Consider the following 20,497-nt stretch of genomic DNA (forward strand, 5'->3'; position numbering starts at 1 on the left):
ACCCCGTCATAAGGTTAGGCTAACCTTCGCATCGTGAAAGCTGCCGAAGAGACCCCCGACGCCAGGCGTCCCCGTGGGCATGAGCTGTCGGCCACAGGTGTCACCGTGGCGTACGACGGCGTCGACGTCGTGCACGACGCGTCCTTGACGCTGCGGCCCGGCGAAGTGACCGTCCTCGTGGGTCCGAACGGCAGCGGGAAGTCGACGCTGCTGCGCACGCTCGCGCGGCTCCAGCGACCTCGCACCGCCGAGCTCGTCATCGACTCCGACACCGACGGCCTCGCGCTGTCCCCGCGCGAGTTCTCGCGCCGCGTGGCCCTGCTGACCCAGGGCCGCCCCACCCCCAGCGGGCTGACCGTACGGGACGTGGTCGAATTGGGCCGCTACCCGCACCAGGGCCGCTGGGGCAAGGCGGACCCGGGCGGCCGGGCCGCCGTGGACCGCGCGCTCGCCATGACGGGCGTCGGGGAACTCGCCGAGCGCGGCGCCGAGCACCTCTCCGGAGGCCAGCTCCAGCGCGTGTGGCTCGCCGGCTGCCTCGCGCAGGAGACCGGCGTGCTGCTCCTCGACGAGCCGACGACCTACCTCGACCTGCGGTACCAGATAGAGCTCCTCGACCTGGTCCGCGACCTGGCGGACGACCACGGCATCGCCGTCGGCGCCGTCCTGCACGACCTCGACCAGGCCGCGGCCGTCGCCGACCGCGTCGTCCTGCTCCACAAGGGACGGATCGTCGCCGACGGCCTCCCCGAGGACGTCCTGACAGCCCGGCGGCTGACCGACACATACGGCATCCGCATCGAGGTCGACGACGACCCCCTCACGGGCCGGCTGCGCACCCGCGCGATCGGCCGGCACCACACGCGTAACGAAAGGCTCAGCACCACCTCATGAGACGCTTCCTCCTCTCCGCCGCGGCCGCCACCGCCGCGGCCCTCGCCCTGACCGCCTGCGGAACGACCGAGCCCGCCACGGACGACGCGAAGAAGAAGGCCGCCGAACCCCTCACCCTCACCGACGCCAAGGGCGCGAAGGTGGAGCTCGACGGCCCGGCGAAGAAGGTCGTCGGCACCGAGTGGAACGTCGTCGAGAGCCTCGTCTCGCTGGGCGTCGACCCCGCCGGCGTCGCGGACGTCAAGGGCTACAAGACCTGGAACACCGCGACCCCGCTCAAGAACGAGCCCAAGGACATCGGCACCCGTGGTGAGCCGAGCACGGACACCATCGCCGCCCTGAAGCCGGACCTCATCGTGGCCACCGACGACCTCAAGCCGGCCGTCGTGAAGCAGCTGCGCAAGGTCGCCCCGGTCCTGGAGGTGCGCGCCGCCGACGCCGCCGACCCGATCGGCCGGATGACCAAGAACCTCGACCTCATAGCCAAGGCCACCGGCACCACGCGGCAGGCCGAGAAGCTCAAGAAGGACTTCGAGACGAAGCTCGGCGAGGGCAAGAAGGCGCTCGCCGACGCCGGTCACGCCGGGGCGAAGTACGCCTTCGCCGACGGTTACGTCGTCTCCAACCAGGTCACGATCCGGCCGTTCACCAGCGGCTCGCTCATCGGCGCCGTCAACGAGAAGCTCGGCCTGAAAAACGCCTGGACCGTCGAGGGCGACAAGGCCTACGGGCTCGGCTCCACCGACGTCGAGGGCCTCACCAAGCTCGACGAGGACGTGCAGTTCGCCTACATCGGCAGCGACGGCGACAAGAGCAGCACGCCGTTCACCGGCGTCCTCGCGAAGGACTCCGCGTGGACCTCGCTGCCGTTCGTGGAGAAGGGCAACGTGCACCGGCTGCCCGACGGCATCTGGATGTTCGGCGGTCCCCGGTCGATGAGCGAGTACGTCGACTCCGTCGTCGAGGCCCTGAAGAAGAAGTAGCACCATGACCGTCACCGCCTCACCTCCCGCCACCCGTCCGCCGGCGGCCGCCTCCCGGACGGGCGCGGCCGCGGCGGTGGCCGTTCTGGTCCTCCTCCTCGTGGGCCTCGCGCTCGCCGACATCACCCAGGGCACCGCCGCGGTCGGCGCGCCCGAGGTCTGGAAGGCGCTCACCGGCCGGGCGGACCCGGGCGACGCGTCCGTCGTCGTCTCCTCCCGGCTGCCGAGGATGGCCGCCGGGCTGCTCGTCGGCGTCCTGCTCGGCATGGCGGGCGCCGCCCTCCAGGCGGTCAGCCGCAACGTGCTGGCCTCGCCCGACACCCTCGCGGTCAACGCCGGCTCCTACCTGGCCCTCGGTCTGGTCGCGGTCACCGGAGTCTCGCTCCCCCTCTTCGTCCACTCCGGCGTCGCGTTCGTCGGCGGCCTCGCGGCGGCGGCCGTCGTGCTCGGTCTGTCCGGCCTGGGCGCGGGCACCGTACGGCTGGTCCTCGCCGGCAGTTCCCTCACCCTCGGCCTGACCGCCGTCACCGAGGGACTGCTTCTGCTGTTCCCCGAGCAGACACACGGCCTCTACCAGTGGAACCAGGGCAGCATCGCCCAGCACGGGTTCGACGCCGTGCTCCACACGGCGCCGGTCGGGCTCGTCGGCCTCGTCGGACTGCTGCTCGTCGCCCGCCGCGTGGACGCCCTGGCGCTCGGCGACGAGGCCGCCCGGGGCCTGGGCGTCCCGGTCCGCGGCACCCGGATCACGGTGGTGGTGCTGGCGACCCTGCTCTCCGCGGCGGCCGTCACGCTCGCCGGGCCGATCGGCTTCGTCGGCCTGTGCGCCCCCGCCCTCGTCCGCCCCGTGGCCCGCAGGCTCCGGGCGTTCACCCGCACTCGGGCGAGCGTGCCGGTCGCGGGCCTGGCCGGCGCGGTGCTGGTGCTCGGTTCGGACGTCGTCCTGCGCGCCTTCGTGCCGGCGGACGTGGCCGTCGCCGTGCCCACGGGCGTCGCCACCAGTATCGCGGGCGCCGTGCTCCTGATCGTGATGGCCACCCGGGTCAAGGACACCGCCGGGGCCACCGCGACCGACCGGCTGCGCATCAGGAGCCGGGCCGTCTTCCTGACCACCACGGCCGTCCTGGTGGTGGCGCTCGCCGGCGTGGCGACCGCCGCCGTGCTGCTGGGCGACAGCAAGCTGCTGCTGGGCGACGTGGTCAACTGGGCCCAGGGCAGGGCGGGCCGTACCGTCGGCTTCGTCCTCGACACCCGGGTGCCCCGGGTCCTCGCGGCGCTCCTCGCGGGCGCGGCGCTGGCCCTGGCCGGGACGCTCGTCCAGGCCGTGACCCGCAACCCGCTCGCGGAGCCCGCCACCCTGGGCGTCTCCGGCGGGGCCTCGCTCGGCGCCGTGCTCCTGGTGACGACGGTGCCGTCGGTCGGCTCGTGGGGCCTGGCCGGAGCCGCGTTCGCGGGCGCCGCGCTCACCGCGGTCATCGTCTTCGGGCTCGCGGCACGGGGCGGGTTCCAGCAGAACCGGCTCGTCCTCGTCGGTTTCGGCGCGGCCACCGGGACCTCCGCCGTGATCAGCCTGCTCATCGTCCTCACCGACCCGTTCAACGCGACGAAGGCCCTCACCTGGCTGTCGGGCTCCACCTACGGGCGGACCCTGCCCGACGTGGCGCCGCTCGCGGCCGTACTCGCCGTGGGCGTGCTCGTCGCGGTGCTGAACCGCACCGAGCTCGACCTGGTCTCGCTCGACGAGGACACCCCCAGGCTCCTGGGGCTCGACCCGGCACGCGGGCGCCTCGGCTTCCTCGCCCTGAGCGTCCTGCTCAGCGCCACCGCCGTGGCGGCCGCGGGCATGATCGGCTTCGTCGGTCTGGTGGCACCGCACGCGGCCCGGGCCCTGGTGGGCCGCCGGCACACCAGGGTGGTCCCGGTCTCGGTGCTCCTGGGCGCCGTGCTCGTCTGCACCGCGGACCTGGTGGGCCGGACCGTGATCGCGCCCGCCCAGCTGGGCGCCGGGCTGATGACCGCGGTGATCGGCACGCCGTACTTCCTCCATCTGCTCATGCGCGGGCGCCGGTAGGCGCGTACGACCGCTACGCCCTCGCCCGCTCCGGACGAACGCCGGGGACCCTCGTACGGGGGTCCCCGGCGTTCGTCGTACGCACCGGCGGGCACGGCGGAGAGCCACGGCCACCCGGGGGTGCGCTTCGTCCCGGTCGACGACGCGCCCGCCGCCACGGTCTACCTCGCCCGCCCGGCCCACCCGACGCACCCGCGTACGGAGGAGTTCCTCGCGGCGGTGCGGGAAGTCGTCAGCCTCTAGGCCCGGGTCTTCGATACGAAAAGGGCTCACCGGTCAAATTGCCGACCGTTTCCGGCAGGTACGGGCCGGAACTCCGATCGTCTGAATTGGCGTCAACACCCCTTGCTCCACTAGACTTTACGCGCAGACCGGCAAAAAGGAGAGGCGCCGTCCATGGGCACCAAATTCATTGAGGTAGACGAAACCCACAAGGGTCAGCCCGGCGTGGAGGAAGGGGTAAAGACGATCGAGGTCGGTGGCCAGGCGATCACCACCACGATTTTCGTCAAGCGGATCGACTTCGACGACCTCGTCCCCGATGTGACCGACAATCTGACCACGGTCAAGTTCGCCGTGACGGTGGCCGAGGAAATGGAGGACCTGACGGGGGAGGTGGACGGTGACGGTTCCCCGGTCACGGAAATCAAGGAAATCCAGGTGCCCAAGTGGCTCGAAATCGACCTGGGTTCCGAATCCTTGAGGCAGTACGAAGAGGTAATGGCGCCCTTCTTCGCCGCCGCCCGCGAAACCGAGGCACCGACCGTGCCCGCGCCCCGCAAGCGCCGCAAGAAGTGATCCCGTGCCCCTCTCCTGCCGCCAGGAGAGGGGCTTCGCCGATCCGTGCTCAGGCGCGCGGCCCGAGGAACAGGCCACCGCTCGCGTCGATGACCTGCCCGGTGATCCAGCGCGCGGCGTCGGAGGCGAGGAACGCGACCACGTCGGCGATGTCGTCGGGCCCGCCCAGCCGGTCGAGCGCCGTCATGCCGGCGATCCGCTCGGCCAGGCCCGGCGCTTCGAAGAACGCCCCGTTGGTCGCCGTCCGGGTGGCGCCGGGAGCGACCGCGTTCACCGTGATCCCCCGGGCCCCGAGCTCATTGGCCAAGGTCGTGCTCATCGTCTCGACGGCGCCCTTCGTCCGTCAGTTACCCGGGAGGTCGATGTCGGGCAGCAGGCTGATCTGGTGCAGGACGCCGTCGGCCCCGCCCAGTCGGGGGTACGCCGCCAGCAGCTTCGCATCGGTGCACAGGGCGGTGAGGTCGTCTTTGGGTTTCGGGCCGAAGGGGTAGCGGCCGAAGGTGGGGGCGGCGTTCTTCCCGGTCCGGCCGACCGGGGTGCTGACGAGGATGCCGGCGACGGGAGAGAGGACGCCCTGCATCGCGGCGACGAAACCCCGCTCCAGGGCGTACCGCTGGGAGGTCGGATTCGGCGTGTGCGGGCCGGGGTCGTCCGCCGGGGTGAGGTAGAGCTCGTCCAGCAGTGCCAGGACGTAGCTGTAGGCCGCGTCGGAGAGCTGGGCCAGTGTCTTGAGCGGGCCGGTGAAGGAGTCCGCCGTGGCGTCCGTCATGATCGGCCAGACGGCGTCGTCCCCGTCGATGGTGAACTTCTGCCGGCCGTTGTCGTCGACGACGACGCCGATGCCGTAGAGGCCGTCCCGGATGCGGGTGAACTTCTGGTAATGGGAGTCCTCCACCTCGTCGGGGGCGCCCTCGCCCTGTTCGACGATGACGTAGAGGGCATCCAGGGCACTCCCCCGGTCGATGACCGGAAGGGGCTTGGGCGGGCCGCCCCACTGGTTCCAGTAGCCCCGCAGGTACTGCCGCTTCCAGGCGTCGTCCTGGTTCCACGTGATCTGGTCGTTCAGGGTGACGATGCCCTTGCCGATCACGTCGTACAGCTCGCTGAGCGTGCGGTAGGTGTCCCCTTCCGCCTTGGAGTCCTGCACCACCATGCTCTCCGGGAGTTCGACCTCCATGAAACCCTCCACGGCGGCCGTCGAGACGCGCTGCTTGTGCAGGGTGAGTTCCGGGACCCGGTGGAGCATGTCACCGGGGTAGGAGGGCACGTTGTCGTAGAAGCGGAAGGGCGTGCCGTCGACCTTTTCGCAGCCGGTGCCGGCCATGACGTTCCGCACCAGGGCCATGTGCAGCATTTCCTCGATCGCGATGCCGATCAGGGCGCGCTGCGCCGACAGGCCCTGGGCCCACTGGGAGTAGCCGGAGGTCTTGATGGAGTACGCGGCGGTGAGGTAGGGCGGGATGGTGGACAGCTCGATGCGGGCCGCGTCGGCCAGGTGCCGGGCGAGTTCGTCGAGGGTGGTGATGCCGTCGGTCGTCCGGACGGCCGAGCGCTTCGTGAGGTAGGGCATGGGGTCCTCCAGTACGGACGTCAGGCGGCCGGGGACGGCGGGGCCGTCGCGCGGTGGGCCCGGTGGCCGGCGTCGGTCGGGTCGTGGACGACGACGGTGCCGTCGCGGCGGGTCAGCGAGAGCCGGACCGGCTGGGCGCCGGGCGGTTCGGGTTCCTGCCCGTGGCGCACCGCGGCGGCGTAGCGGTGGACGGGGAAGCGTGCCTCGAAGAGCAGCGCGTCCCCGTCCTCGCCGGTGTCGGGCCCGTCGAGCACGGTCGTGAAGTCCCGCTCGAACCGGGCCAGATCGATGAGCAGGTCGATCCACTCCTCGGGCGGGCCGCCGTCCGCGGTGTCCGGGCGGGTGCGGGCCAGGTGGTCCGGGAAGTCGTCGCCGAGGGCGTCCAGGACCGGGGAGCGCGAGGGGTTGGCGTCCAGGTGGTCCAGGGCGAACCGTTCGAAGAGCTCCCGGCCCAGCAGGTGCAGCATCGCGGGATACCGCAGGCGCATGCAGCGCAGCAGCCGGAGCCGGTAGCCGCGGTGGTAGACGCGGAAGCGCTCCTCGGCCGACTGCGTGGCGGACGCGGTGAACACCTCCGCCAGGTACGGGACACGGCCCGGTGCCAGGAGCGCGGCCTGCATCCACCGCTGTATGTCGGCGAGTGAGCGCGGGACGTCATCCACGGCGACCGGTCCCCGCTCCGGCGGTGGCCGCCACCGACCTCGCCCGGTCGAGTTCGGCCTCCAGGGCGCGGAAGGGCGGGAGGCCGTCGTCGCGCTCGATGACGGTGGCGGCTCCTCCGGTGAGCTCCACGGCGAGCCGGTACAGCTCCCAGACCCGGCCGGGCACCTCGGCGTCGTGGGTGTCGACGAGGTGCGTCCCGTAGTCGGTGTGCCCGGCCAGGTGCATCTGTGTCACCCGGTGGTGCGGCAGGGCCTTGAGGTACACCTCGGGGTCGAAGCCGTGGTTGACGGCGGAGACCTGGACGTTGTTGACGTCGAGGAGCAGCCCGCAGTCGGCCTCCTCGGCCAGCCGGCCCAGGAAGTCCCACTCGGTGAGGGTCGAGGCACGGAACTCCACGTAGCTGCTGGGGTTCTCCAGGACTAGCGGGCGCTCCAGGACGTCCTGGACGGTACGCGCGCGCCGTACGACGTGTGCCAGCGCCTCCTCGGTGAAGGGGATCGGCAGCAGGTCGTGGGTGTGGACGCCGAGCACGCCGGTCCAGCACACGTGGTCGGACACCCAGGGGGTGTCCACCGCGTCCGCCAGCCGTTTCAGCCGGCTCAGGTAGTCGCGGTCGAGCGGGTCGATGCTGCCGATCGACAGCGACACCCCGTGCAGGACGATCGGGTAGTGCTCGGCGATCTCGTCCAGTGCGCGGCGGCGGTCGGAGCGGGGATCGAGGTGGTTCTCGGAGATGATCTCGAAGAAGTCGACGGGCGGGCGGTGCGCGCGGATGTAGGGGATGTGCGGCCCTCGGAGGCCGAGCCCGAATCCGAGGTGCGGGGCCGTGCCGCCGGTCCGTATCCCCGTTCCGGCGGCTTCCCGGGGCGCTATGACGCCCCCTCGGCCGTCAGGACCGTGACATGGAAGTCGCACGTGGCCGTGTCGGCCGGGGGCGGTACGGGTGTGGAGGCGGTGACGGTCACCCACTGGTCGCCGGGGGTGGTGTGACCGGCGTAGAGCGGTACGGCGGTGGCCACGCCCTTGTCGTCGGTCGGAACCTGGCAGGTGGGGCTCGGCGACTTCCCCGCCTCCTTGAAGTACAGGACGGACGACAGACCTTCCGGAATGGTGAAGGTGACCTGGACGTCCGGGAGGTGCCTGCCCGCGCTGTTGCGCACGATGGCCTGGAGCACGGGGAAGGCCACGCCCTCGTGACAGCGGGGGTTGTCCGCGGACGAGCGGAACAGGACGGCCGCCTTGTCGGAGTCACCGGCCCGCGGGGGCACGAGCCGTTCGCACTCGGGGAAGTAGTCGTCCGGTACGCCCTGGCCGGGGGCCGGGCCGAACGCCTTGCCCGCCGCGTACATCCGGCCCTCGAAGAGGTGGCGCGCCTGCTGCCAGACGCTCTTGCCCTTCAGCGGGCCGGCGGAGAAGACGCGGCTCTCGTTGATGGGGCTGGCGCAGCTGCCGTTGAACCGGCACGCCTGCTCACCCGGGTGGAACTGCTCGTAGTCGTCCCCCGCGTATCCGCATCCGCCCTGGCCCCGGCAGGCGCCTTCGCCGTGGCACACGTGCTGCACTGTTGCGCACTCGCCCGTGCCGGCCATGGTGGCCTTCCCGTGAACGTCCTGGCCCGCGCAGGAGTTGAGGCCCATACAGACGTGGAGTTCCCCGTCCTGGGAAGGTTGGCCGCAGATGTTCTCCGTCCGGGAGGGTCCCGGTCCGGCGGCCGGCTTCCGGCCGGGCTCAGGGGTCTTCTTCACCGCCATGATGTCCCCCTCCTATGCCTTGCGCTTGGGCGCGGCCGCGGCCCGGGCGACCTGGCTGTTGACCTGGATCGGATGCCCGCTCTCCATGTCGCCGGGGTTGTCCGGGACGGTGAACTCCTCGATGGCGCCCTTCTGGAACAGCAGGCACATGCTGGAGCCGCCGTAGCTGAAGTAGCCCAGCTGGTCGCCCTTGGTGACGTGGTCACCGGGGCGCACCGTGAGCGTGACGGAGGAGATCTCGGTCATGCCGAGGGGCATGACGCACACCATGCCGAGGGGGGCGGGAGCCTCGATGAAGACCAGCCCCCGGGTGTTGACCGATGCCCCGTAGACCTGCGACTCGGTCCCCGAGCTGGGCTCCCACACACCCTCCAGCTCGGTGAACATGAGGGCCTCGACCACCCGGGCGCTGCGGACGATGCCGGTGACGGGCGCGTGCCAGCGGTGGTAGTCGGCGCCGGAAAGGAACGACTGGAGGACGTCACCGCCGATGAACGAGTCGGTGAGATCGCTGCTGTCGAGCATGTCGTGGAGGGAGTACCTCTGTCCCTTGGCCCAGAACTCGTCGCTGCGTTTGATGTTCCTGCGGATGCGTACGACCCGTCCGTCGTTGGCCGAGACGACGACACGGGGGTCGTGCTTGCCGGCGATCGGGCGCTCGCCGTCGAGGAGCTCACGGTGGAAGAAGGCGTTGTAGGAGGGGAACCCGCCGTGGTCGTCGTCCCAGTCGATCAGGAATTGCTCGAGCTTGAACTCGTCCTTGGCGGCGGGTGACAGCCAGCCGTGCTCCTCCTTGTTCAGGACGTCCCGGCTGTCCGGGCTGTCCAGGTGCGTACACCACTCGCGGAGGATGCCGAGCAGTGCCCTGTTGAACTGCTTGTCGCGGAACACCGCGTAGCCGGGCTCCGTCATCATCATGTAGCAGAACAGGGATGACAGAGGGAAGAAGTTCCGGTCGGGGTCGCCCTTGGGGTAGTACCGGGGGGTGCTGGTGACGACGCAGTCCAGGTGGTCGAGCAGGTCCGGGATGTCCCGCACCGTGTGCTTGGCGTCGGCGTTGATGGCGTGGGCGTCCTCGATCATCCGGCTGACATACATGCGGATGACGCCGTCGCGCTCGATCAGCTGCTGGAGGTCGTCGACGGACCGGCGCCGGACGATGGCGTTCCGGGCGCGCTTCTCGTGGACGTCCCGGCTGAACTGCTCCAGCCAGGCGTCCAGTGCCGCACGGTTCTTCGGCAGGTAGCCGGCGGCCCGGCCGAACGAGTTCCGGTAGCGCCTCTCGATGTGCTGGGCGCTCCGGATCTGCGGGGTGTGCTGGGTCATGAGGGCCCCTCTCCTTCGGACGAGGGGCTCAGGTTCCCGGACGCCGCCGAGACCGCTCAACACCCCCCTCGGAGGGCGGCGCAGGGAACAGGACCGGGCCGGGTGGCCCGAATCGGCTGCCGGCGTGGGGCGGACCCGAGGAGGTCGCTCCCCTTCCGCCTGCTCAGTGGGGCGCCGGGGCGGTGCCCGTCGACGACACGCGCGGACTTGAGGTCACTTCGCGGAGGAAAGCTTGGCCTGTACGCGACCGCTCGGCGGCGGGCCGCCGACTCGGCGACGCGATGCCGGGGCCTACGCGGCGCCGTGTCCTACGCGACGCCGTGTCCTACGCGACGCCGGGGCCGTCGAGGAAGCGAAGCAGTACGTCGGCCTCCGCGCGGAGCCCCGCGGCCCGGTCGGCGTGTGCGAGAGTCGTCAACTCCTCTGCCGCTGCCAGCCGTTCGGCCACCTCGGCACGCACGACGTCCGTCACCTCGCGCTCGCTCAGCTCACGGCGCGCCGCTTCGGTGACCCCGACGCCCGCGGGCGCGTGCTCCAGGGCCGTGCCGCGCAGCGCGGCTTCGCCGACGGGCACCGCCTCGGCGTTGTCCAGCGCCGCGAGTGTCGAGCGCAGGGCGCTCACCGCGGCCTTGTCGCGGGCGCGCATCGCTTCGGGCAGTGCTTGACGCATACGGAGACGTAGAGACATACCGGTGACCTTATGGCCGCGCTCCTGAGCGGGACAACGCGATTGCGGTGCGGGCCGGACGTCCGGTGGACCGCCGCGCGCCCGTGCTTCGGGATTCTGTCGAGCGGCTCGGAATAACCGAATTCACTCCCCTTCAAGGGCTTTCGCTCCAGTTGGCCGAATAGCCCCTGGCTGCCCCGCGGGCCCACGCCCATGCTGAGGAGTCTGCGATCGCCAGGGCGCAGGTCACTCACAGGACGCGCATGCGTGGGACGCCGCCTCGCCGTCCTCTGCCCCTGTTCCGCTCCTCTGCCGAAGACCCCGCAGACCCCGCAGAACCCGCAGAGAACCCGCAGGACCCCGCAGAGACACCGGGGAGCGCCACCCCCGGCCCCGCAAGCACACCCCTGCCCCGACTTCCCATCTCCGCAGGAGCCGTCATGACCGATCAGCCCACGCCCTCGGCCCGGCGCCGGTTCGCCGATGCCCTGGCGCGCCACGAGTCCCACTTCGACCTCACCGACGCCCCCGGCACCTCGACGCTCGCCGCGTGGTTCCTCGGCCCGAAGGCCGAGAACCAGCAACTGCTGGAGGACCTCGTGCGATCGGCGGTCCAGGCGCAGGCCGACGACCGGCGGGAGCTCTACCCGGACGACCCCGTCTACGTCACCGAGGAGATGAAGCGTTCGGAGGCGTACCAGCAGGACGTCAAGAACCTGCGGGGCGAGTTCGAAACCCTGCTGAACTCCCTGCGGGGCTCCACCCCCGCCTGGAGCTACCGCTTCCAGGGCCATATGAACTGGGACCTGACCCTCCCCGGCATCGCCGGTTACTTCGCGGGCATGCTCTACAACCAGAACAACGTCGCCGCCGAGGCGTCACCGGTCACCACACTGCTGGAGAAGGCGGTCGGCGAGGACCTGTGCCGGCTGCTGGGCTACGCCGTCGGGGAGTCCTGGGGGCACATCACCTGCGACGGCACCGTGGCCAACCTGGAGGCCGCCTGGTCGGCCCGTAACCTCACGTACCACCCCGTCGCCGTCGCCGAGGCGATCCGCCGGGAGGCCGGGCTCGCGGCGGCCCGCGACATGACCGTGCCCCTGCCCGACGGCACCGAGCGGCCGCTCCTGGAACTCACCCCCTGGCAGCTGGTCAACCTGCGCCCGAACACCGTGCTGGACCTGCCCACCCGGCTGCGGAACGCCTACCGGCTGACCGACGACCAGCTGAACCTCGTCGACCGGTACACGATCCAGCACCTCGGGTACGACAGCTTCCGCCGCTTCCTCAAGGACGAGGTCGAGCCCGGCGTGATACTGGCGTCGGCCACCATGCACTACAGCTGGCCCAAGGCGGCCGCCGTCCTCGGGATCGGCCGCGACAACCTGCTCCCCGTCGGCGTCGACCTCGACGCGCGGGCCACCGTGGAGGCCCGCCGCGAGCTGCTCGACGAGTGTCTGCGCCTGCGCCGGCCCGTACTGCTGGACGTCGCCGTCGTGGGCAGCACCGAGCTCAGCGCCGTCGACCCCCTGGCCGGCATCCTCGACCTGCGCGACGAATACGCGCAGCTCGGTCTGGGCTACCCGATACACGCCGACGCCGCCTGGGGCGGCTACTTCGCCGCCGTCAAGCGGCCGAAGCCGCACAACGGCAAGCCGCGCATCACCCCGGACCTGGCCATGAGCCGCTACGTCAACGAACAGTACGACGCGCTGCACCGCGCGGACTCGATCAGCATCGACCCGCACAAGGCCGGCTACGTCCCCTACCCGGCCGGCGGCCTGTGCTACCGCGACAAGCGGCAACGCGACCTGATCGCGATGGGCGCCGCCTACATCGACCAGGGAGCGCCCGTCGACACCAACGTCGGCCTCTTCGGCGTCGAGGGCTCCAAGCCCGGTGCCGCGGCGGCCGGCGTCTACCTCAGCCACCGCGTCATCCGCACCGACGCCGGCGGCTACGGGCGCATCCTCGGCCAGGCGCTGTTCAACAGCAAGCGCTTCTACGCCGCCGTCCGCACCATGGCCCGGCCCGGCGACCCGTTCACCCTCGCCACCTGCCAGCGCATCCCCGCCGAACGGGCCCCGCACCCCGACCCGACGCTCGTCGAGGAAGAGCTCGCCTACATCAGCGAGCACATCGTTCCCAAGCGCAACGAGGAGCTGCTCGGGGACCACAAGGCCATGAAGCGCCTCCGCGAACTGGGCTCGGACCAGATCATCATCGGGTACGCGTTCAACCCGGTCGTCGACGGCCGTCCCAACACCAGCCTGAAGGTGGCCAATCAGCTCAACGAGCACATCGCCCAGCGGCTCAGGCTCCTTCCGGAACTGGTCGAGCCCAGGACCCCGCAGGCCCACGAGATGCCTCCCCTCATCGTCACCTCGTCCGACTTCGACCCCGCCCTCCACGGCCGGGAGTTCATCGACGCGTTCTGCGGGCGGCTCGGCGTCGTCGGCGAGGACCCGCTGACGCCGGTCACGTACCTGATCTCCACGACGATGGACCCCTGGATGACGGACACCGCCGACGGCGACTTCATCCCCGTCCTCGTCGAGGCCCTCCGCGACACGGTGGTGCGCTGTGTCGAAGAGATGAACCTGACGCCCTGACCCGCTGCTCGCGACATCACGCCCTCACGAGGAGAAGACCATGCGTCACATACAGATCGTGCTGTTCGAAGGTGCCGAGGACCAGGACTTCACCGGCCCGTACGAGGTGTTCTCGGCGGCGGGGCACATAAGCCCCGGGGCCTTCGCGGCGACGTATGTGACGCTCGACGGGCCGCGGACCGTCACGACCTCCTACGGGACGCGGGTCGAGGTGGAGTCGGGCTGGTCACCGGACTCGGCCGACGTCCTCGTCGTGCCCGGAGGCGGCTGGCATCCCAAGCGCCCGGGCCAACCGGGCGTCACGGCGGAGATCGAGCGGGGTGACCTGCCCAAGGCCCTGAGGTCCGCCCGGCAGCGCGAAGGACTGACGATCGCCGCCGTCTGCACCGGCGCCATGCTCCTGTCCGCCGCCGGAATCACCGACGGGCGCCCGTGCACGACGCACCACGGCGCCAAGGCCGAGCTGGTCAAGGAGGGCGGCGTCGTCAAGGACGCCCGCGTCGTCGACGACGGCGACCTGGTCACGTCGGGCGGCGTGACCTCGGGCCTGGACCTGGCCCTGTGGCTGGTACGGCGCGAAGCCGGGGCCGATCTCGCGGTGAAGCTGGAGGCCCTTCTGGAGTACGAGCGGCGCGGCACGGTCTGGCGGGCGTGACGGGGGTTCCGGCCGCCGCCCCGCGGCAGGCCGTTGCGAGCTGCGCAACGACTGTTGCGCAGCTCGCTGCACCGCGCCTAGCATCCCGGCCAACACCGGGTCTCCGAGCGGGATCCCCCGTGCGAACAATGGAGTTCCCATGCTGTACGGCGCGGCCGCACCACCCCGGACTCCCCACACCGGCGGCCTGTTGGCCCTCGTCGGTGGTACGGGCGGTCTGCTGACCGTGGCCGTCCTCGGCATCGCGCTGCTGCTCCTCCTGATCATCAAAGTCAGGCTGCAGCCGGTCGTGGCCTTGCTCACGGTCTCCATCGCGGTCGGTCTGGCCGCGGGGCTCTCGGTCACCGAACTCTTCGGCACGGTACAGAAGTCCGCCGCCGTCTCGGTGATCGAGAGCGGGATGGGCGGCATCCTCGGACACATCGCGATCATCATCGGCCTCGGCACGATGCTCGGCTCGATACTGGAGGTGTCGGGCGGCGCCGAGGTCCTCTCCGGGCGGTTGCTGAACCTCTTCGGGGAGCACCGCGCCCCCTTCGTCATGGGTCTCACCGGCCTGATCTTCGGCATCCCCGTCTTCTTCGACGTGGGCGTCTTCGTCCTCGCGCCGGTCGTCTACGCCGCCGCGAAGCGCTCGGGCAGGTCGGTCCTGCTGTACGCGATGCCGCTGCTGGCGGCGCTGTCGATGACCCACGCGTTCCTGCCGCCGCACCCCGGCCCGGTCGCCGCGGCCGGTCTGTTCGACGTCTCGCTGGGCTGGATCGTCGTCATGGGCATCGCCTGCGGCATCCCCGCCGTGCTCGCCGCCTGGGTCTACGCGGGCTGGATCGGCGAGCGCGTCTTCGTCGCCGTCCCGCAGGACATGGCCGAGGCCGCCGAGGAGGCCAAGGCGGCGATCGCCGCCGAACAGCGGTCCGCGGGCGGCAGTCCGCGCGAGACACCGGTGTCCTTCGCCACCGTGCTCGTCATCATCGGTACGCCGCTGCTGCTGATCCTGGCCGCGACCTTCTCCTCCATCATGTTCGCGCCGTCGACCCCGCGGTCCGTCGTCGAGTTCTTCGGCAATCCCTTCGTGGCCCTGACGATCGCCCTGCTCATGGCGTACTACCTGCTCGGCATCCGCCGCGGCTGGTCCCGGCGGTCCCTGGAGAAGGTCTCGACGTCCTCGCTGAAGCCCGTCGGCAACATCCTCCTCGTGGTCGGCGCCGGCGGGGTCTTCGGCGCGGTCCTCAAGGGCTCCGGCATCGCCGACGCCCTCGCGGACACCTTCGACGGCATGGGGCTCCCCGTGATCGTCCTCGCCTACCTGATCTCGCTGGTCCTGCGCGTGGCACAGGGCTCGGCCACGGTCGCGATCGTCACCACCGCGGGCATCACCGTCCCGCTGGTCGAGGACGCGGGCCACTCCCAGCCGTTCCTCGCGCTGGTCATCATGGCGATCTCGGCCGGTTCGATCTTCGCCTCGCACGTCAACGACGGCGGCTTCTGGATCGTGGCCAAGTACTTCGGCATCTCGGAGCGCGACACCCTCAGGTCCTGGACGGTCCTGGAGTCCGTCCTCTCGGTGACCGGCTTCGCGGTCGCGGCGGCCCTCAGCACGGTCGTCTGAGACCGGTCGAGGTTAGGCGAGTTCGTAGTGCACGGGTGCCACGTAGTGGGCACGGGGGTGAGCCGGAAGGTGGATACGGGGGTGAGCCGGAAGGCGGACACGGGGGCGGGCCGTCACGCCAGTCCCGCGAGGACGGCGGCCAGAGGCGCCGGGTCGGCGGGGCCCAGGTGCGGGGCGCGCAGGGAGTGGACGTCGAATCGGTTGCCGGGGGTCGCCGCGTCGGCCTCCTTGATCATCCGGTCCTGGAGGGCGAGCGGGATGCTGCGGTCCAGGGTGAAGCGCAGGTAGCTGCGGGGGACGCGGCCCCATGTCGCCGGGTGGCCGCGGGCGTCGTCGCGGATGAGCGAGGCCGATTCGTCCGGCTCGAAGGTGTTGAGCGCGTTGCGGAAGGCCGCGTCGCCGTACTCCGCCGCGAAGGCGGCCTTCGCCTTGGCGACGAAGCCGGCGTCCGCCGAGCGCCAGTTGTTCCGGAGGACGCCGGTCCGCTCGGGGTCGCCGACGCTCGGGATGGTGGGGAGCAGCGTCGTCCTGCCCTCGGGGACCAGGAAGCAGTCGAGGACGGTACGTATCCGGACGCAGCAGAACGCCGACATGTACACCAGCCGTGCTATCGCGTCCGGCACCTGATTGCCCACCCTGGTGATCGTGGCACCGCCCATGCTGTGGCCGACCAGGATGACCGGACCCTGGCGGGCGACGCCGCGCACGACGTCCGCGACATGGCGGACGTTGTCCTCCAGGGTGGTCCGGGAGAGGACCGGTGACGGGGCGGTCGCGAACGCGGCCAGGTCCTGCGGCGCCTGGTAGGAGGGCGGGAAGTTCGCCTGTGTGCCGTGGCCGGGGAGGTCGACGGCGAGCGCGCGGTGGCCCTCCAGGGTGAGGGCGGCGATCAGGGGCGCGAAGGTGTAGGCGTTGCTGTTGGCGCCGTGCACGAGGAGGAAGGTCGGGCGCTGCCCGGTCGCGCCCTTCTCCTTCGCGGCACGCGCGCCGAGCAGACCGCCCGCCGCCGCGCCCGCGCCGGCCGCGGCGACCACCGTCCCGGCCCGCCGTAACAGCCACCGTCTGGCGACTCCGCGGGCCGGGGCGCGCTCGGGCGTTCCGCCGGACGGGGACGCGTCGGCCGGCTCAGGCACGTGCCCGCCGTTCCGCGCCTCGTACGGCCTGCGCCCAGGCGAGGAGCACCGCGCCGAGCGCGCCGACCGCCAGGTCGGTCCACCGCGGCAGGCCCGCGCCCCTGAGGAGGCCGGCCACGCCGAAGCTGGTGCTCCACAGCGCCTCCGTGAGGGCCGAACCGAAGCCCTGCACGAACAGGATCACCCCCAGGAGCCAGCGGGTGCGCTGCCCGTTGCCGGGACTGTGTCGCCTCGCGCGTGTGACGGTCATGCCGCTCCTCAGGTCGCTTGAACAAGGGATTCGATACGCTCGTATCGATACGAAAGTATCACTAGAATCGAGGGCATGCCCAGACAGGTGGATTACGACAGCCGGCGGCGTCGGATCGTGGCGGCGGCCTTCGCCCTCGTCAGCGAAGAAGGACTCGAGGGGATGACCGTGCGCGACGTGGCGGCCCGGGCCGGCGTCTCGGTCGGAGCCGTGCAGCGCTGCTTCCCCAGCAAGGAGGAGATGATGGCCTCCGTCGTGGAGGACATGAACGCCCGGGTCAGCGCGCGCGTTCAGGGCCGGATCGCGGACTCGGCCGACCCGGGCTCGGCCACGACGATGCTGCGGCACACGCTCGCCGGCATCCTGCCGCACGACGAACCGACGCTGGCGGAGAGCCGGGCCTGGCTCGCCTTCGCCGCCCACGCGGCCGTCACCCCCGCCCTGGCCGCCGTCCAGCGCGAACAGTACGACGGGCTCGCGGAACTCGTCGCCCTGCTGCTCCGCACGGCACAGGCGTCCGGAGACGTCCGCCCCGGCACCGACACGGACGGGGAGGCGGACGCCCTGATCGCCCTCGCCGACGGACTCGGCATGCAGGTCCTGATGGGCCGCCGCACCCCCGGCGAAGCCCTGGCGACGCTCGACCGACGACTCGCCGCCCTCCGGACCGCGCGGTGAGCCGAGCGCGGCGCCCGGCCGGACGGAAGGGCCACCCCGGGCCCCGTGACGCGGCGCGGCCTGGCGAGGCGCGCACCGCCGGCCCCGCCCACGAGGACGGACGGACTACTTGACGCGTACCTTGCGGCCCTTCGGCGGCTCGCATTCCTTCGCGGCCGCGATGAAGGGCCTGAGCGCGTCATGGAGCTTATTCAGCGAATCGGGCCCGAGCTCGATCTGGTAATACTGGACAGAAGGGATCAGTCTGGTTTCGAACTCGCCGCTTTCGTCCTCGTCATTCTTCGCGGCTCCGACCCGAACCTCCATACCCGGGACGGCGAACGTGTGCAGATGGACATCCCCGGTCACGGTCGGATCGAGATCGTCGTAGGCTTCGACCTTCACCCATGCGTCCTGGGTGATGGACTGGTCTCCCACTGTCAATGTCCTGCCTCCCTTCCGCACCCCCGGCTCGCCTTGCCGGGATTCGTCTACCTCGATAAACCTGGTGCCCATGAGCGCCCCTTCTCAAGAAAGATCAAATCCTAGCCTCTGCTGGGGAGTTGCGCTCAATCGGGAAGGCGCCGCGACGGCGGCTTTTGATCCGGGTACGGCCCGGAAAACCACATATCCGGAGGGCGTCGCCCGGGGAAACGCCAGCCCCGCGGCCTGGTGGTAGGCCAGGTGGATCACATAGGGCGACCCCACGATCTTGACGGCGCGCTCGGTGGCTGTCAGGAGGGAGGTCGGTCCGATGATGTGGGCGTGGATCTGGTATTTGCCGGGCTTGACCGGAATCGGGGCCGTGCGCGGCACGTCCTCTCTCACGTTTCCGCTACCGGCGGCGGACCCGCCGACACGCGCCCTCCACCCTCGCGTCAGGTCCGGCGGCCAAAAAGGAGGTGCTGACAGCCTGCCGTCCGGAAGGGACCGCCGATGCTCCTACCGCGTAGTGCACGTACTCGCGGTGCAGGCGGAATCCGGCACCGGCCGCGAGCCGACGGCTGGGGTCGTTGTGGCGCGAGCACGTCCAGGTCGGCAGGGTGCCCCGGGCGGTGATGTCCGCGCACAAGCCGTGTACACAGGCAGTGGCGAGTCCTCGGCCGCGCTCCTCGGGGCGGGTGGCGACGGCGATGTCCTCGTACAGGCTGCCGCGGAAATAGGTGCAGGCCAAGGAGAGCAGCCGCCCCTCGCGAAAGGCGCCCCAGCAGAGGCCCGACGCGGCGAGCCCGCCCGGTCCGCCCCAGGTGCCCGCGATCCAGCTCAGGTCCGGGCCCAGCCCGCGGACCGCCAGGGCGTCCGCACCCGTCAGCCGTCGGACGGTGACCTTCACGCCCGTCACCGGTCGAGTCGTCACCGGCGCGCTGTCGCCGCGCACCCAGAGCATGCGCTCCCAGGGCACGACCCGTTCGAACGCCTCCCCCAGCAGGGGCAGGAATCTGTCCGGCACCGCGAAGTAGCCGTGGGCCAGCGGCGCCAGCGCCTCCGGGGGCACCGCGCGCGGGTCACCGCCCATCAGGGTGTACCCCGCGCAGGTGAGCGCCGCCGCCCGGGGCGACGACGGCCGGTCGGCCCACCATCGCCCGGTCCGGGTGAACCGCACGTGGTCGGGCAGCGCTCCCAGGCCGGGCATCCCCGGCGGGAACCACGACGCCCACTCCCCCGCACCGGACGTCATAACCCGGCGCGCGATCTCCTCGAACACAGAACTCCACTCCCCACCACGCACGAGACGGGCGGCGCGAAACCAACCCCCTGGTTCCGCACCGCCCGCCGGTCAGAGGTGTACGGCCGTCAGGTGCACGCCTTCTTGCCGTGGTTGGCGTTCTTCTTGCGACGGGCTCGTCTCTTACGAGCGCGCTTCGACATCGGTCGTCCTTCCTTCGCTCTTCAGGGGGTCGTTCGGAGAGTCGGTCAGGCGTGCTGGGCGACCAGCTGGTCGGCGAGCTTGCACAGACGACGGACCGTGCGGTCCTCCAGCACGACCGGCGCGGCGGGGGCGAGGACGGTGCCGTCGTAGTACGCGCCGCCCTCCACCTCCGTGGCCGGATCACACAGGCGCGCCACACGCGCGGCGCCCTCGGCCGCGGAGTCGCCCTCGTGCGCGTACAACGGCATCAGGGCGGTGTCGCAGACGCCGGGATGCACACTGACGGACGTCCACGGGGCGCTCTCCCGCGCGAAGATCGTCAGGGCTAGCTGGGACTGCGCGTAAGCGGCGAGGCGGGAGTAACGGCGCGCGCGGTGGGGGTCGTTCCAGGAGATGGACGCGGTGCGGTGCATGGCCGAGGACACGTTGACGACGCGGCTGCCGGGTCGGGCGCCGAGCGGGCCGGAGAGCTCATGGGTGAGCAGATAGGCGGCCAGGAAGTTGACCTGGAGGGACAGCTCGTTGCCGTCGTCCGTCACGGTGCGGCGTTCGGGGGCGGCCACGGCCGCGTTGTTCACCAGCACGTCCAGCACGGGGTGCGCGTCGGCGATACGGGCGGCCATGGCGCGCACCTCGTCCAGCCGCGAGAAGTCCGCGACGGCGAGGCGCAGCCGCAGGGTGTCGGTGCCGGACGCGACCAGGCGGGCGACGGCGTCGTCGCCGGAGGCCTGGTCCGGGGCGTGCACGATGACCGTGTCACCGCGCGCGGCGAGCAATCGCGCGGTCTCCCAGCCGATGCCCGAGGTGGCACCGGTGACCAGCACCGTCCGGGAGGCAGGCGAGAGCGCAGAAGACATAAGGATCCACTCCGGGATAGGGAAAAGACGACAGCGACCGCCTGCGGCGGGGGCTCTCGTACGAACGGACGCTTCCGTCATCGGCTCGGTGAGCGCGGGTGACGGGATGCGCGAAGACGCCGCGGCTCCCG

General features: G+C 71.2%; 22 protein-coding genes and 1 pseudogene. 9 read left to right on the plus strand and 14 right to left on the minus strand.

Features of this window, described 5'->3' with window-relative positions:
- The first annotated feature begins 33 nt into the window (after window positions 1-33).
- The 5 genes from LUZ64_RS28490 to LUZ64_RS28505 all read left to right on the plus strand — a co-directional run bounded on the left by LUZ64_RS28490 (window position 34) and on the right by LUZ64_RS28505 (window position 4,746).
- On the plus strand, window positions 34-894 hold the full coding sequence (locus tag LUZ64_RS28490) for an ABC transporter ATP-binding protein (protein ID WP_095582472.1): 861 nt from the start codon (window positions 34-36) through the stop codon (window positions 892-894).
- Window positions 891-1,877: an iron-siderophore ABC transporter substrate-binding protein gene (locus LUZ64_RS28495; RefSeq protein ID WP_095582471.1), complete on the plus strand. Its 987-nt coding sequence runs from the start codon at window positions 891-893 to the stop codon at window positions 1,875-1,877. Before LUZ64_RS28490 ends, LUZ64_RS28495 begins: the two co-directional genes overlap by 4 nt.
- Window positions 1,878-1,881: 4 nt before the next feature.
- Window positions 1,882-3,948, plus strand: a complete 2,067-nt coding sequence (locus tag LUZ64_RS28500; protein ID WP_095582470.1) for an iron ABC transporter permease — start codon at window positions 1,882-1,884, stop codon at window positions 3,946-3,948.
- A 120-nt stretch (window positions 3,949-4,068) separates the two neighbouring features.
- Entirely contained in the window at window positions 4,069-4,191 is a 123-nt protein-coding gene (locus tag LUZ64_RS37285; protein WP_267897185.1) for a hypothetical protein, read from the plus strand.
- A gap of 153 nt (window positions 4,192-4,344) precedes the next feature.
- Window positions 4,345-4,746 (plus strand): hypothetical protein, encoded by a 402-nt coding sequence (locus LUZ64_RS28505; RefSeq protein ID WP_095582469.1) that lies wholly within the window; start codon window positions 4,345-4,347, stop codon window positions 4,744-4,746.
- Window positions 4,747-4,795: 49 nt separating this feature from the next.
- Here LUZ64_RS28505 and LUZ64_RS28510 read toward each other — a convergent pair.
- The 7 genes and pseudogenes from LUZ64_RS28510 to LUZ64_RS28540 form a co-directional block, all read right to left on the minus strand.
- A pseudogene (locus LUZ64_RS28510) lies at window positions 4,796-5,086 on the minus strand (SDR family oxidoreductase); the annotation flags it as partial.
- 3 nt (window positions 5,087-5,089) lie between these two features.
- Window positions 5,090-6,316 carry a ferritin-like domain-containing protein gene (locus tag LUZ64_RS28515; protein ID WP_095582468.1) on the minus strand — a complete coding sequence of 409 codons (1,227 nt, stop codon included), beginning with the start codon at window positions 6,314-6,316 and terminating at the stop codon, window positions 5,090-5,092.
- Between the two features lie 20 nt (window positions 6,317-6,336).
- Window positions 6,337-6,978 carry an HvfC/BufC N-terminal domain-containing protein gene (locus tag LUZ64_RS28520; RefSeq protein WP_095582467.1) on the minus strand — a complete coding sequence of 214 codons (642 nt, stop codon included), beginning with the start codon at window positions 6,976-6,978 and terminating at the stop codon, window positions 6,337-6,339.
- Window positions 6,971-7,894, minus strand: coding sequence for an MNIO family bufferin maturase (gene bufB / locus LUZ64_RS28525; RefSeq protein ID WP_211305078.1), 924 nt, complete (start codon window positions 7,892-7,894; stop codon window positions 6,971-6,973). The genes LUZ64_RS28520 and bufB overlap by 8 nt, the downstream gene beginning before the upstream one ends.
- The gene (locus LUZ64_RS28530; protein ID WP_095582466.1) at window positions 7,849-8,730 is read right to left on the minus strand and encodes an Ig-like domain-containing protein; all 882 of its coding nucleotides are present in this window, start codon (window positions 8,728-8,730) and stop codon (window positions 7,849-7,851) included. The genes bufB and LUZ64_RS28530 overlap by 46 nt, the downstream gene beginning before the upstream one ends.
- A 12-nt stretch (window positions 8,731-8,742) precedes the next feature.
- Window positions 8,743-10,056: a phosphatidylserine decarboxylase family protein gene (locus LUZ64_RS28535; protein ID WP_095582465.1), complete on the minus strand. Its 1,314-nt coding sequence runs from the start codon at window positions 10,054-10,056 to the stop codon at window positions 8,743-8,745.
- Window positions 10,057-10,381: 325 nt separating this feature from the next.
- On the minus strand, window positions 10,382-10,702 hold the full coding sequence (locus tag LUZ64_RS28540; RefSeq protein WP_095582464.1) for a GatB/YqeY domain-containing protein: 321 nt from the start codon (window positions 10,700-10,702) through the stop codon (window positions 10,382-10,384).
- Between the two features lie 461 nt (window positions 10,703-11,163).
- Here LUZ64_RS28540 and LUZ64_RS28545 point away from each other — a divergent pair, with 461 nt between their 5' ends.
- The 3 genes from LUZ64_RS28545 (at window position 11,164) to LUZ64_RS28555 (ending at window position 15,599) form a co-directional block, all read left to right on the plus strand.
- Window positions 11,164-13,335, plus strand: coding sequence for a pyridoxal phosphate-dependent decarboxylase family protein (locus tag LUZ64_RS28545; protein ID WP_170116811.1), 2,172 nt, complete (start codon window positions 11,164-11,166; stop codon window positions 13,333-13,335).
- Between the two features lie 40 nt (window positions 13,336-13,375).
- Window positions 13,376-13,990 carry a DJ-1/PfpI family protein gene (locus LUZ64_RS28550; protein ID WP_095582462.1) on the plus strand — a complete coding sequence of 205 codons (615 nt, stop codon included), beginning with the start codon at window positions 13,376-13,378 and terminating at the stop codon, window positions 13,988-13,990.
- A gap of 139 nt (window positions 13,991-14,129) precedes the next feature.
- Window positions 14,130-15,599, plus strand: coding sequence for a GntP family permease (locus LUZ64_RS28555; RefSeq protein WP_095582461.1), 1,470 nt, complete (start codon window positions 14,130-14,132; stop codon window positions 15,597-15,599).
- A gap of 113 nt (window positions 15,600-15,712) precedes the next feature.
- Here the strand turns inward: LUZ64_RS28555 and LUZ64_RS28560 are convergent, their stop codons facing one another.
- Window positions 15,713-16,732, minus strand: a complete 1,020-nt coding sequence (locus LUZ64_RS28560) for an alpha/beta hydrolase (RefSeq protein WP_232398917.1) — start codon at window positions 16,730-16,732, stop codon at window positions 15,713-15,715.
- Complete coding sequence (locus LUZ64_RS28565) at window positions 16,725-16,982, minus strand: hypothetical protein (RefSeq protein WP_095582460.1); 258 nt, start codon at window positions 16,980-16,982, stop codon at window positions 16,725-16,727. Before LUZ64_RS28565 ends, LUZ64_RS28560 begins: the two co-directional genes overlap by 8 nt.
- 75 nt (window positions 16,983-17,057) lie before the next feature.
- Here LUZ64_RS28565 and LUZ64_RS28570 point away from each other — a divergent pair, with 75 nt between their 5' ends.
- Entirely contained in the window at window positions 17,058-17,660 is a 603-nt protein-coding gene (locus LUZ64_RS28570) for a TetR/AcrR family transcriptional regulator (RefSeq protein WP_095582459.1), read from the plus strand.
- Between the two features lie 105 nt (window positions 17,661-17,765).
- Here the strand turns inward: LUZ64_RS28570 and LUZ64_RS28575 are convergent, their stop codons facing one another.
- The 5 genes from LUZ64_RS28575 to LUZ64_RS28590 all read right to left on the minus strand — a co-directional run bounded on the left by LUZ64_RS28575 (window position 17,766) and on the right by LUZ64_RS28590 (window position 20,366).
- Entirely contained in the window at window positions 17,766-18,155 is a 390-nt protein-coding gene (locus tag LUZ64_RS28575) for a hypothetical protein (protein WP_170116810.1), read from the minus strand.
- A gap of 12 nt (window positions 18,156-18,167) precedes the next feature.
- A complete protein-coding gene (locus LUZ64_RS28580) occupies window positions 18,168-18,467 on the minus strand; it encodes a hypothetical protein (RefSeq protein ID WP_143593266.1) in 300 nt (99 codons plus the stop codon).
- Window positions 18,468-18,474: 7 nt separating this feature from the next.
- A complete protein-coding gene (locus tag LUZ64_RS28585) occupies window positions 18,475-19,344 on the minus strand; it encodes a GNAT family N-acetyltransferase (RefSeq protein WP_232398919.1) in 870 nt (289 codons plus the stop codon).
- 89 nt (window positions 19,345-19,433) lie between these two features.
- Window positions 19,434-19,508 carry a 50S ribosomal protein bL37 gene (locus LUZ64_RS37840; protein WP_372478750.1) on the minus strand — a complete coding sequence of 25 codons (75 nt, stop codon included), beginning with the start codon at window positions 19,506-19,508 and terminating at the stop codon, window positions 19,434-19,436.
- A gap of 45 nt (window positions 19,509-19,553) precedes the next feature.
- Window positions 19,554-20,366: an SDR family NAD(P)-dependent oxidoreductase gene (locus LUZ64_RS28590; RefSeq protein ID WP_095582456.1), complete on the minus strand. Its 813-nt coding sequence runs from the start codon at window positions 20,364-20,366 to the stop codon at window positions 19,554-19,556.
- Window positions 20,367-20,497 lie beyond the last annotated feature (131 nt).

It is taken from the genome of Streptomyces albireticuli (assembly GCF_021228125.1).
Taxonomy (GTDB): Bacteria; Actinomycetota; Actinomycetes; order Streptomycetales; family Streptomycetaceae; genus Streptomyces; species Streptomyces albireticuli.

Coding starts and splice junctions, on each gene's coding strand:
- LUZ64_RS28495 (WP_095582471.1), top strand. CDS start 891: ATGAGACGCTTCCTCCTCTCCGCCGCGGCCGCCACCGCCGCGGCCCTC.
- LUZ64_RS28500 (WP_095582470.1), top strand. CDS start 1,882: ATGACCGTCACCGCCTCACCTCCCGCCACCCGTCCGCCGGCGGCCGCC.
- LUZ64_RS28505 (WP_095582469.1), top strand. CDS start 4,345: ATGGGCACCAAATTCATTGAGGTAGACGAAACCCACAAGGGTCAGCCC.
- LUZ64_RS28515 (WP_095582468.1), bottom strand. CDS start 6,316: ATGCCCTACCTCACGAAGCGCTCGGCCGTCCGGACGACCGACGGCATC.
- LUZ64_RS28530 (WP_095582466.1), bottom strand. CDS start 8,730: ATGGCGGTGAAGAAGACCCCTGAGCCCGGCCGGAAGCCGGCCGCCGGA.
- LUZ64_RS28535 (WP_095582465.1), bottom strand. CDS start 10,056: ATGACCCAGCACACCCCGCAGATCCGGAGCGCCCAGCACATCGAGAGG.
- LUZ64_RS28540 (WP_095582464.1), bottom strand. CDS start 10,702: ATGCGCGCCCGCGACAAGGCCGCGGTGAGCGCCCTGCGCTCGACACTC.
- LUZ64_RS28545 (WP_170116811.1), top strand. CDS start 11,164: ATGACCGATCAGCCCACGCCCTCGGCCCGGCGCCGGTTCGCCGATGCC.
- LUZ64_RS28550 (WP_095582462.1), top strand. CDS start 13,376: ATGCGTCACATACAGATCGTGCTGTTCGAAGGTGCCGAGGACCAGGAC.
- LUZ64_RS28555 (WP_095582461.1), top strand. CDS start 14,130: ATGCTGTACGGCGCGGCCGCACCACCCCGGACTCCCCACACCGGCGGC.
- LUZ64_RS28565 (WP_095582460.1), bottom strand. CDS start 16,982: ATGACCGTCACACGCGCGAGGCGACACAGTCCCGGCAACGGGCAGCGC.
- LUZ64_RS28570 (WP_095582459.1), top strand. CDS start 17,058: ATGCCCAGACAGGTGGATTACGACAGCCGGCGGCGTCGGATCGTGGCG.
- LUZ64_RS28575 (WP_170116810.1), bottom strand. CDS start 18,155: ATGGGCACCAGGTTTATCGAGGTAGACGAATCCCGGCAAGGCGAGCCG.
- LUZ64_RS28590 (WP_095582456.1), bottom strand. CDS start 20,366: ATGTCTTCTGCGCTCTCGCCTGCCTCCCGGACGGTGCTGGTCACCGGT.